The following is a 9,598-nucleotide window of genomic DNA, read 5'->3' as shown; positions in this document are numbered from 1 at the left end:
GGGCGGGCTCGCTCGCGGGGGGCTCCTGCGCCCAAGCGGCGTTCGGGCCCGAGAGGACCAGCATGGCCAACCCGATGGAGTGGGCTCGTGAAACCTTCACCTGGGACACGCTACCGCAACGACGGGCGCGCGTCGCCCTAACCAGCGGAGGCCTCGGAAACAGGCTGGGCTCGGCCCTTGCGGCGCAGCAGCACGACGGCCAGGGGGATGCCGCTCAGCAGGAGCTGGGGAACGAGCGAGAGCGCGTCCGGATAGATGCCCAGCATGTCCACGGTGATGAAGGGCACGGGCGCGAGCGGCAGCGCGCCGACTTCCTGCAGCGAGTGGAGGCCCTTGCCCAGCAGCATCACGGCGGTGAGGACCAGGATGACGGTGGACGCGTTGAAGAGCGTCTTCATCGGCAGGCGGTAACCCAGCCGGTTGATGAAGAGGACCATCACCACCATGGCCACCGCGCCCGCGAGCGCGCCCCAGGCCACGCCCTGTGGCGAGTCCAGCGCGAGCCCCTGGAGGAAGATGGCCGTTTCGAAGCTCTCACGCAGCACGGCGGTGAAGGCGATGAGGAACAGGCCCAGCATGCTGCCTCGGCCCAGCGCGCCCTGCATCTTCTCGCGCAGCTCGCCCATGAACTGGCTGATGTTGGAGCGGGCGTTGAGCCACAGCGCCGCGTACACCAGCATGCCCACCGCCGCGAGCGCGGCGATGCCTTCCATCCACTCGCGCTGGGCGCCGGCCAGCAGGTGGCGGCCGAGCACGTAGGACAGCGCGCCGGCGATGAGCGCGGAAATCCATCCGAAGTGCACCACGCGGGCGTGCTCGGTGGCCTTCATCTTGCGCAGCGCGGCCAGCAGCGCCGCGACGATGATGGTCGCCTCGAAGCCCTCGCGCAGCAGGATGAGCAGCGTCAGCCACATCGTGGACAGCAGGGTCGCGGTGGTGCCCGAGTCACGCCGCGCCTGGTCCAGCAGGGCCAGCAGCTCCCGGCCCTCGTCCTGGAGGTGCGGGCTGCCGCGCTCCGCGGCCATGCGGGCCTTGAGGAAGCCCTGCTCGATTTTCAGCGTCAGCGCCGAGTCGCGCGCGCTGAGCTTGGGCTCCACCGGCTCCACGCCGTTGAGGTAGCCGTCCAGCAGGGCCGCCTTCGCGCCCGCGATGTCACCCGCAGCGCCCAGGCGCATGGCCTGCTGCACGTTCTCCCGGGCGGCGAGCAGCGAGCGCTCCTCGTCCGCGTCCAGCATCTTCCGGCGCAGACAGGCGAGGTTCTCCTGACCGAACTCCTTCACCAGGTCCGCGTCGGTGGCGTTGGCCAGCCGCTCCAGGGAGACGCGCGGCGGCGTGCCCTCGCACTCGGGGAGGCGCATGGTGAAGACGTAGAAGGCCAGCGACCAGCGCTCCTCCTCGGACAGGGTGGGGTAGGCCGGCATCGCGGTGCCGGGCACGCCGAAGCTGGTGGTGTTGAAGGCCTTGTACGGCGTGAGGCCTTCCATCAGCTCCGCGTCCTGGAAGTTGGCGGGCGCCGGCTCCATGTTGGCGGCGATGGCCACGTTCGCGCTGCCGTCGGCGCCATGGCACGCGGCGCAGTTGGTGGCGAACAGTGACTGGCCCAGCGCGAGGTCCGGCGGGCGGCGTGGGCTGCGGGCCAGCCCTCCAGCCGTGACGAGGTTCTCCACCAGCTCACCGCAGTCGCGGCTGACGCCGTCAGGGTCCTCGCCCTTGTCCACGCGGGCCTGGATGTCCTGCACGCGCGGCAGGAAGGCCGCTGCCGCGGGACCCAGGCCGCGCGCCGCGTCCACCGCCTCCGCCGCGAAGCTCTTCTGCTCCGCCAGCTCGAACGCGGACTGCGACTCGATGGCGAGCGGATAGTCCGCCTCCAGGTACTGGAGGATGCCGATGAGCCGGTGCCACGTGCGTTCCTCGGAGGCGCCGTCGTCCGCGCGGGACGCGAGAGGCAGGGCAAGCAGGAGGAACAGCAGCAGCGAGGCGGCGCGAGTCATGCCACCCCTCTACCAGTGGGGTGGTGGCCTTTCAATCTTGCGAAGCAACTTCAAAATCTACCGGACTCAGGTCGCGCCCACACCAGAACCGCCTGTGGGTCCAATCGTCTCGACGACCTGGAGCGAGCCCACGCGGAGTGAATCCACCTGCCAGTCATCACCCCGCAGCTTGCCAATGGTCAGGGCTCGGATGGCCAGGGTGCCGATGCTGAGCGCGCCGATGGCGAGCGCTCCCAGCGCGGTGGCTCCAACGGCCAGTGCGGACAGGGCACGAGACCGGGGCCTCAGCCGGTGACGCAGCAAGGGAGCAAGCCGGAGGCTGGCCACGAGCGCGGCCACGTTGGAAGCCGTGAGCACGGCGGCGCTGGAGAGGGCCGCGGTCCGCCACGGCGCTTCGATGGGACGAGAGAGGACGGTGGTCTGCATCCCGTGGAAGTGTGCATGGCGTCAGGACGTGCCAGGCGGCGGGATGGGAGGCCCCCGGCCGGATGGATGGCCGGGCGCCTCGTGCTTCACCTTCGCGCTACTGCTCGATGATGATTTCGCAGTACTGCGGGAAGCGGTCGCACGGGTAACAGACGCCACCGGGGCCGCCCACGCAGACCTCGTTGGCGGCACACCGGCCTTGCAAATCACACAGGCGCAGCTCCTGCTCGGCGCTGCCCGTTTCGTCCACGGGGGCCTCCTCCACGGAGCCACCACAGGCCAGCATCACCGCCGCCGCAACCAATCCAAGTCCTCGCATCCACGTCTTGTGCATCCGGAGCTCCGTGAGACTGACGGGTGAGGTCTGGATTGTGCGCTTAACGTTTGAAGGAAGGAATGTGGGCGTGCGCCCTCGCCCGGGCATGCATGTAGACGCCGCCGGGCGAAGGGGTGCGTCAGCGCTCGTAGGTGAGGAAGGTATGGGGTGGCTCGGCGTCGGGATGTGCTTCCTCTTCGACGCATGTCCAACCCGACAGGTCCACGTCGGGGAACCAGGTGTCGCCAGGAAAATCCCGGGCGATGCGCGTGAGGTAGAGGCGCTGCACGCGGTCCATCGTCTGGGCATAGAGGTCCGCGCCCCCGGCGATGAAGACCTCCGAGTCACCGCTGGCTTTCGCCACGGAGAGCGCTTCGTCCACGGAGTGCGCCACCTGGACACCCGGGGGCGCGAAGTCACGCTGGCGGGTGACGACGATGAAGGTGCGGCCCGGCAGCGGACGGCCGATGGACTCGTACGTCTTGCGCCCCATCACCAGGGTGTGGCCCATGGTGACGCGCTTGAAGCGCGCGAGGTCCGCGGGCAGCCGCCACGGGAGCTGGTTGCCCGCGCCGATGACCCGGTTCGCCGCCATGGCGACGATGGCGGACAGCTTCATACGGCCACGGGCGCCTTGATGGCGGGGTGCGGGTCGTAGCCCTCGAGCGTGAAGTCCTCGTACTTGAAGGCGAAGAGGTCCGTCACGTCGGGGTTGATGCGCATGCGAGGCAGGGGGCGCGGTTCGCGCGACAGTTGCGTCTTCGCCTGCTCGACGTGGTTCAGGTACAGGTGCGCGTCACCCACGGTGTGGATGAACTCGTGCGCCTGCAGGCCCGTCACCTGCGCCACCATCATCGTCAGCAGGGAGTACGAGGCGATGTTGAAGGGCAGCCCCAGGAAGAGGTCCGCGCTGCGCTGATAGAGCTGGCAGGACAGCCGCCCGTTGGCCACGTAGAACTGGAAGAGGACGTGGCAGGGCGGCAGCTTCATGGACGGGAGGTCCGCCACGTTCCACGCGCTGATGATGTGGCGGCGCGAGTCGGGGTTCTTCTTCAGTCCCTCCACCAGCGCCTTCATCTGGTCGATGTGTCCACCATCGGGCGCCGTCCACGAGCGCCACTGGTGCCCGTACACGGGGCCGAGGCTGCCGTCGGCGTTGGCCCACTCGTCCCAGATGGTGACGCCCTGGGCCTGGAGCGTGCGCACGTTGGTGTCCCCCGCGAGCATCCACAGCAGCTCATGGAGGATGGACTTCGTGTGCAGCTTCTTGGTGGTGAGGAGCGGGAAGCCTTGCGTGAGGTCGAACCGGAGCTGGGGCCCGAAGACGCTGAGCGTCCCCGTGCCGGTACGGTCGCCCTTCTTCACCCCATGGTGCAGGACGTGGTCGAGCAGGGACAGATAGGGCTGCATGGGGCCCATGTAACTGAGCCGGTGTCCGACTCAAAGCGCTAAGCAGGAGCACCGCTCAGAGTAAAACTGGTACAGCCCCCCACACGTGTGTCGCAGGTCTGCGGCTTCTCATGGACGCCAGTCGTCACGCACCGTTAGAAGCCGGGGCATGAAACTCTATACGAAGACGGGTGATGCGGGAGAGACCGGTCTGTTCGGTGGCGGACGCGTCTCGAAGGACGACGTTCGTGTGGACGCGTATGGGGAAGTGGACGAACTGAACGCGACCCTCGGCCTGGTGCGGAGCTTCGAGGGGCCCACGGACGTGGACGCGCTGCTCCACCGGCTCCAGGACCAGCTCTTCACGGTGGGCGCGGTGCTGGCCACGCCTGAGGGCACGAAGGCGTCGGCGCACATCCCCGAGCTGAAGGCCGAGTGGGCGGAAGACATGGAGCGCGCCATCGACGGCTTCGAGGCGGAGCTTCCGCCGATGACCCACTTCATCCTGCCCGGAGGCACGCAGGCCGCGAGCGCGCTGCACCTGGCGCGCACTGTCTGCCGCCGCGCCGAGCGCCGCACGGTGCCGCTGCTGCGCGAAGGGAAGATTCCGAAGGCGGTGGTCGTCTATCTCAACAGGCTCTCCGACCTGCTCTTCGTCCTGGCTCGCGTGGTCAACCACCGTGCGAGCGTGGAAGACGTGAAGTGGATTCCGGCGAAGCCCTCGAAATAGTCGGACGCGCCCCGTGAACGTGCTGCCCACCGCCCATCTGCGTGACCTCGCCAGCTCGGTTGGCTTCGACCTGGTGGGGTTCGCGCGCGCCGAGCCCATCCCGCCCGACTTCCTGATGGAGTGGGTGGCCGCGGGCTACGCGGCGGACATGGACTGGATGGGCGAGCGGGCCGCCGAGCGGCTGGACGTCTCGCTCCTGCTGCCGGGCGCGAAGACGGTCATCTCCTTCGCGAACAACTACTGGCGCGACGACGCGGAGACGGTGGACTCCCCCATCGCGCGCTATGCCCGAGGGCGCGACTACCACTCCACGCTGCGCGACCGGATGAAGGCGTTCCGCAAGGCGCTCAACGTGATGTACCCGGGGCTGGGCAGCTACGGCGGCGTGGACAGCGGCCCGCTGATGGAGAAGGTGTGGGCGGCGCGCGCGGGGCTCGGCTACGTGGGGAAGAACGGCTGCTTCATCACCGAGCCCTACGGCTCGTGGGTGCTGCTGGCCACGCTCGTGGTGGATGCCGAGGTCGACGACTACGGCAACGGCCCCGCGGCGGACCGGTGTGGCGCTTGCCGCCGCTGCCTCATGTCCTGTCCCACGGGCGCGCTGGTGGGCAACGGCCGCGTGGACGCGCGCGCGTGCCTGTCCTACCAGACCATCGAGAACCGCGAGCAGCAGGTGCCGGAGGCGTTTCGCTTCAAGTTCGACAACCTGATTTTCGGCTGCGACATCTGCCAGCAGGTGTGTCCGCTGAACCGCCGGCCGGTGTTCGCGGAGCACCCGCGCTTCGCGCCCCGGGCAGTGGCGGAATTGGGTGTGCGCGAGCTCGCGGGACTCACAGTGGAACAGTATGAGCACCTAATACCTGGCACCGCGCTGGCGCGCGCTCGGTACGACGGGCTGCGCCGCAACGCCGTGTATGCGTTGGGTGTGGCGAAGCAGGCGGACACGAAACCGTTGCTGGAAAAGCTCTGCGGCGATTCGAGTGAATTGGTACGTACCGCCGCGCAATGGGCGCTTCTTCAGCTCGACCCCTGACGTCCACCTCTCCGCAGTCATTGGGCCCTGTCTACGCCGGGCTCATCCTCCAGGTCCTCATCAGCGCGGGGACGTACCTGGCGGGAAAGCGCGCGATGTCGGAGCTGGCGCCGCTCACGGTGGTGCTGTGGCGTTTCGTGTTGAGTGGCTCGGTGTTCATGCTGTTGCTGTGTTTCCTGCCCGGGCCCCGGCTGCCGCCGCGCAACGAGTGGGGGAGGGTGTTGCTGCTGGGCCTGCTGGCGGGGCCGGTGAACCAGGTGTTCTTCTTCTATGGCCTGTCCCAGTCCACGGCGGCGCACGCGGCGCTGCTCTACGCGCTGACGCCGCTGGGCGTGTACCTGCTCAGCCTGGGGCGCGGGCATGAGCGCGCCTCGCTCCGGGCGATGGGCGGCATCATCACGGCGTTCGCGGGCGTGGTGGTGTTGCTGTTGGGGCGCGGGCTGGCGGATGCGAGCGGCTCGTTGATGGGAGACCTGCTCATCCTGGGCGCGGTGATGTCGTGGGTGGTGTACACGACGGAGGGCAAGCCGTTCGTCGCCATCCACGGCCCGATTCGCGCGACGTCGTGGAGCATGGTGGCCTCCACGTTGCTGATGATGCTGATGGCGCCGTTCTTCGCGAAGCCGGAGGCGGTGCTCGCGGCCAGCTCCGCGGCTCGGTACTCCATCGTCTACCTGGGCCTGCTCACGTCGGTGGTGGCGTACCTGCTCTGGTACTTCGCGCTGTCGAGGGTGCCGGCGTCGAAGGTGGCCGTGTTCTCCAACCTCCAGCCCGCGGCGACCGCGCTGGCCGCCTGGGCCATCCTGGACGAGGCGCTGCACTGGGAAATCGCCGTGGGCGGCGTGCTCGTGCTCCTCGGTGTGCGACTGACGCAGGCGGCGCACGTCCGGACGCCCGCCGCGGCGCCGGCCGTGCCAGAGCGGCCTCCCGCCTCATCGAGCGTCGGATAGCCGCAAGACTCGGAGTGCCGGGCCTGTCGTCGCCCTTTAGCTTCCCGTCATGGCCGCAAGGGTTTCCCGGAAGGAAGCAGACGTCGTGTCCACGCAGAGGGTGACGGCGGGAAGGTCACGCCCGCCCGGATCGGTCCGAGCCGTGAAGCATGTCCCGGAGCGGGTGGCCGACGTCGACTGGGCACGTGTCTCGGAGGAGTTGGACGCGCGAGGCTGCGCGACGTTGGAGCGGCTCGTCACGCCCGCCGAGTGTGACGCCCTGGCGGCGCTGTATCCGGAAGACGCCGTGTTCCGCAGCCGCGTGGTGATGGCGCGGCACGGCTTCGGAAGGGGTGAGTACAAGTACTTCGAGTACCCGCTGCCAGACGTGGTCGCCGGGCTGCGCGAGGCGCTGTACCCCCGGCTCGCGCCGATTGCGAACCGCTGGAACACGGCCATGGGCCTCGAGGTGCGGTACCCGGAGTCGCATGCGGCGTACCTCGAACGCTGCCACGCGGCGGGGCAGGTGCGGCCGACGCCGCTGCTGTTGCGGTACGAGGCGGACGACTACAACTGCCTGCACCAGGACCTCTACGGGGAGCACGTCTTCCCGCTCCAGGTGGCGATTCTGCTGTCGGAGCCCGGGCGGGACTTCACGGGAGGCGAGTTCATCCTCACCGAGCAGCGTCCGCGCATGCAGTCACGGGCGGAGGTCGTCCCGCTGCGCCAGGGAGACGCGGTGGTGTTCGCCGTCCACCACCGCCCGGTGCAGGGCACGCGAGGCGTGTACCGCGTCAACCTCCGGCACGGCGTCAGCCGCATCCGCTCAGGACAGCGCCACACAGTAGGCGTCATCTTCCATGATGCGGCTTGAGGCGCGCGAATGACGATGGACTTGTTCGACGGCCTGGGTGGCACGGGCCCTCGCGAGGAATCGCTGGGCCCCGGTGCCGTGGTGCTTCGGGGCTTCGCGCTGGCCCACGACGTGGAGTTGCTGGGCGCGGTCCGGGACGTCGCGCTCGCTTCGCCCTTCCGCCACATGGAGACGCCGGGCGGCTACCGCATGTCAGTGGCGATGACGAGCTGCGGTTCGTGGGGCTGGGTGACGGACCGGACGGGGTATCGCTATGACGCGGTGGACCCGGTGCAGGGACGGCCCTGGCCGGAGATGCCGGCGGTCTTCCTGCGATTGGCGCAGTTCGCCGCCGCGAAGGCAGGCTTCGAAGGGTTCATCCCAGATGCGTGCCTGGTGAATCGCTACGAGCCCGGGGCGAAGATGTCGCTGCACCAGGACAAGGACGAGCGTGATTTCACCGCGCCCATCGTCTCCGTCTCATTGGGGCTCCCGGCGGTCTTCCTCTTCGGTGGCGAGGAGCGCGCGGACAGGCCGGCGCGAGTACGGTTGAGCCATGGCGACGTGGTCGTCTGGGGCGGACCAGCCCGCCTGCGCTACCACGGCGTCACGCCGCTCAAGCCAGGCCACCATCCGCAGGTGGGTGGGCATCGCATCAACCTGACGTTCCGGAAGGCACGATGATGTCTGGCGCAGGGCTGCGGCCTCCCTGTGCTTCAGTCTCGCGATGAGGACGGGCCCTGATGGGCTTGCCGGTTGGAAATGGTGGACGGCGGTGAACGCCATAGAGTGCATCCATGCTCCGTCCGGGTGAGGACCTGCTTCAGGTGGAAGAGCGGCTGTGGCTTTTGTCCGCGCCGACCGGACAAGGCATCTACGATTTCGCCTTCGACCGCTTCTTCGCATGCCGCCGTCCGTACGTGCTGCCGGAGTTCACGGAGGTGGTGGCCAGAGTCGGAGTCTGGAACGACTACGCCGAGTGCTACCGCGAGTTGGCGGAAGCGGGCATCCGCCTGGTGCACACACCCGAGCAGCACCTCCTGGCCACGGAGCTGCCTCACTGGTACCCGAAGCTCACGGACCTGACTCCGCGGAGCGTCTGGTTCGATGAGCGGCCAGACGCGGAGACCGTGGAGCGTCTGCTGGGGTGGCCCGTGTTCGTGAAGGGTGAGCGGCAGACCAGCCGGCACCGCAAGTCGCTCTCCATCATCGAAGGGCCCGAGCAGTTCCGTCAGGCGATGGCTGCCTACGCAAAGGACCCCATCCTCCACTGGCAGCGAGTGGTGTGCCGGGAGTTGAGGCCCCTGCGCCGGGTCGAAGAGGGCGCGCCGGACCGCATCCCCAGCTCCTTCGAATTCCGCACCTTCTGGTGGAAGGGCCAGCTGGTGGGGTGGGGGCCCTACTGGTGGCAGGGCACGCCGTACACCCTGACGGCGGAAGCGCAGCGAGAGGCGCTCGGGCTCGGGCGCGAGGTGGCACGTCGGCTGGACGTGCCCTTCCTCGTGGTGGACGTGGCCCAGGAGGTATCGGGCCGGTGGATTGTCATTGAGTGCAACGACGGCCAGGAGAGCGGCTACGCGGGGATTTCTCCGTTCGCGCTCTGGCGGGCCATCCTGGATGCCGAGCGCGAAACCGGAGCGGCCTAGCGCGCCTCAGTCCCCGTTCGGGTCCCACTCGGAGATGTCGTACTTGGGCTCTGGCGGCAGCGCCGGCTTGGTGGACTTGCTGGGCTCCGGCTTCTTCACCACCGGAGGCGGAGCGTCGGACACGTCTTCGTCGAGCAGCGGGTCCTTCTTCGCCGGGCTCGCGGAGACCGCGGGCGGAGCAGGCTTCACCGGCTCGGGCGCGGCTGGCGCGGGCGCGGGCTCTGGCGCCGCCATCACCGTGGGCTCGTCATCCAGAGAGTCCAGGTCGCCCAGGGACGTCGGGTC

11 protein-coding genes and 1 pseudogene are annotated in these 9,598 nt (G+C 68.8%); 6 read left to right on the top strand and 6 right to left on the bottom strand.

All coding sequences use genetic code 11. The features are described from left to right. Positions 1 to 137 precede the first annotated feature (137 nt). From FL344_RS37175 to FL344_RS37155, 5 genes are all read right to left on the bottom strand, one after another. Entirely contained in the window at positions 138 to 1,991 is a 1,854-nt protein-coding gene (locus tag FL344_RS37175; protein ID WP_141621836.1) for a cytochrome c/FTR1 family iron permease, read from the bottom strand. Positions 1,992 to 2,057: 66 nt separating this feature from the next. Continuing rightward, positions 2,058 to 2,417: a hypothetical protein gene (locus FL344_RS37170; protein WP_141621835.1), complete on the bottom strand. Its 360-nt coding sequence runs from the start codon at positions 2,415 to 2,417 to the stop codon at positions 2,058 to 2,060. Positions 2,418 to 2,514: 97 nt separating this feature from the next. Continuing rightward, positions 2,515 to 2,751, bottom strand: a complete 237-nt coding sequence (locus FL344_RS37165; protein WP_141590283.1) for a hypothetical protein — start codon at positions 2,749 to 2,751, stop codon at positions 2,515 to 2,517. 121 nt (positions 2,752 to 2,872) lie between these two features. Continuing rightward, positions 2,873 to 3,352 (bottom strand): dihydrofolate reductase, encoded by a 480-nt coding sequence (locus FL344_RS37160; RefSeq protein WP_141621834.1) that lies wholly within the window; start codon positions 3,350 to 3,352, stop codon positions 2,873 to 2,875. Continuing rightward, complete coding sequence (locus FL344_RS37155) at positions 3,349 to 4,143, bottom strand: thymidylate synthase (protein WP_141621833.1); 795 nt, start codon at positions 4,141 to 4,143, stop codon at positions 3,349 to 3,351. The genes FL344_RS37160 and FL344_RS37155 overlap by 4 nt, the downstream gene beginning before the upstream one ends. 148 nt (positions 4,144 to 4,291) lie before the next feature. Between FL344_RS37155 and FL344_RS37150 the strand changes: the two genes are divergently transcribed. From FL344_RS37150 to FL344_RS37125, 6 genes are all read left to right on the top strand, one after another. Then, complete coding sequence (locus FL344_RS37150) at positions 4,292 to 4,852, top strand: cob(I)yrinic acid a,c-diamide adenosyltransferase (RefSeq protein WP_141621832.1); 561 nt, start codon at positions 4,292 to 4,294, stop codon at positions 4,850 to 4,852. 13 nt (positions 4,853 to 4,865) lie between these two features. Further along, a complete protein-coding gene (gene queG, locus FL344_RS37145) occupies positions 4,866 to 5,885 on the top strand; it encodes a tRNA epoxyqueuosine(34) reductase QueG (protein ID WP_141590286.1) in 1,020 nt (339 codons plus the stop codon). Further along, positions 5,858 to 6,835, top strand: coding sequence for a DMT family transporter (locus tag FL344_RS37140; protein ID WP_141621831.1), 978 nt, complete (start codon positions 5,858 to 5,860; stop codon positions 6,833 to 6,835). The genes queG and FL344_RS37140 overlap by 28 nt, the downstream gene beginning before the upstream one ends. A gap of 49 nt (positions 6,836 to 6,884) precedes the next feature. Then, on the top strand, positions 6,885 to 7,688 hold the full coding sequence (locus FL344_RS37135) for a 2OG-Fe(II) oxygenase (protein ID WP_141621830.1): 804 nt from the start codon (positions 6,885 to 6,887) through the stop codon (positions 7,686 to 7,688). A gap of 9 nt (positions 7,689 to 7,697) precedes the next feature. Beyond that, positions 7,698 to 8,351 (top strand): DNA oxidative demethylase AlkB, encoded by a 654-nt coding sequence (alkB, locus tag FL344_RS37130; RefSeq protein ID WP_141621829.1) that lies wholly within the window; start codon positions 7,698 to 7,700, stop codon positions 8,349 to 8,351. Positions 8,352 to 8,464: 113 nt separating this feature from the next. After that, the gene (locus FL344_RS37125) at positions 8,465 to 9,313 is read left to right on the top strand and encodes an ATP-grasp domain-containing protein (protein ID WP_141621828.1); all 849 of its coding nucleotides are present in this window, start codon (positions 8,465 to 8,467) and stop codon (positions 9,311 to 9,313) included. Positions 9,314 to 9,319: 6 nt separating this feature from the next. Here the strand turns inward: FL344_RS37125 and FL344_RS38800 are convergent. Then, positions 9,320 to 9,598: pseudogene (locus FL344_RS38800) on the bottom strand (hypothetical protein); the annotation flags it as partial.

This window comes from Myxococcus sp. AB036A (genome assembly GCF_006547355.1).
In the GTDB taxonomy this organism is placed as follows: Bacteria; Myxococcota; Myxococcia; order Myxococcales; family Myxococcaceae; genus Myxococcus; species Myxococcus virescens.
This window is presented reverse-complemented; position numbering and strand designations above follow the sequence as displayed.

Bases quoted from the DNA above. Each gene is read 5' to 3' on its own strand.
- FL344_RS37165 (WP_141590283.1), bottom strand. From the start codon at position 2,751: ATGCACAAGACGTGGATGCGAGGACTTGGATTGGTTGCGGCGGCGGTG.
- FL344_RS37125 (WP_141621828.1), top strand. From the start codon at position 8,465: ATGCTCCGTCCGGGTGAGGACCTGCTTCAGGTGGAAGAGCGGCTGTGG.
- FL344_RS37175 (WP_141621836.1), bottom strand. From the start codon at position 1,991: ATGACTCGCGCCGCCTCGCTGCTGCTGTTCCTCCTGCTTGCCCTGCCT.
- FL344_RS37170 (WP_141621835.1), bottom strand. From the start codon at position 2,417: ATGCAGACCACCGTCCTCTCTCGTCCCATCGAAGCGCCGTGGCGGACC.
- FL344_RS37160 (WP_141621834.1), bottom strand. From the start codon at position 3,352: ATGAAGCTGTCCGCCATCGTCGCCATGGCGGCGAACCGGGTCATCGGC.
- FL344_RS37140 (WP_141621831.1), top strand. From the start codon at position 5,858: ATGGGCGCTTCTTCAGCTCGACCCCTGACGTCCACCTCTCCGCAGTCA.
- FL344_RS37155 (WP_141621833.1), bottom strand. From the start codon at position 4,143: ATGCAGCCCTATCTGTCCCTGCTCGACCACGTCCTGCACCATGGGGTG.
- FL344_RS37150 (WP_141621832.1), top strand. From the start codon at position 4,292: ATGAAACTCTATACGAAGACGGGTGATGCGGGAGAGACCGGTCTGTTC.
- FL344_RS37135 (WP_141621830.1), top strand. From the start codon at position 6,885: ATGGCCGCAAGGGTTTCCCGGAAGGAAGCAGACGTCGTGTCCACGCAG.
- alkB (WP_141621829.1), top strand. From the start codon at position 7,698: ATGACGATGGACTTGTTCGACGGCCTGGGTGGCACGGGCCCTCGCGAG.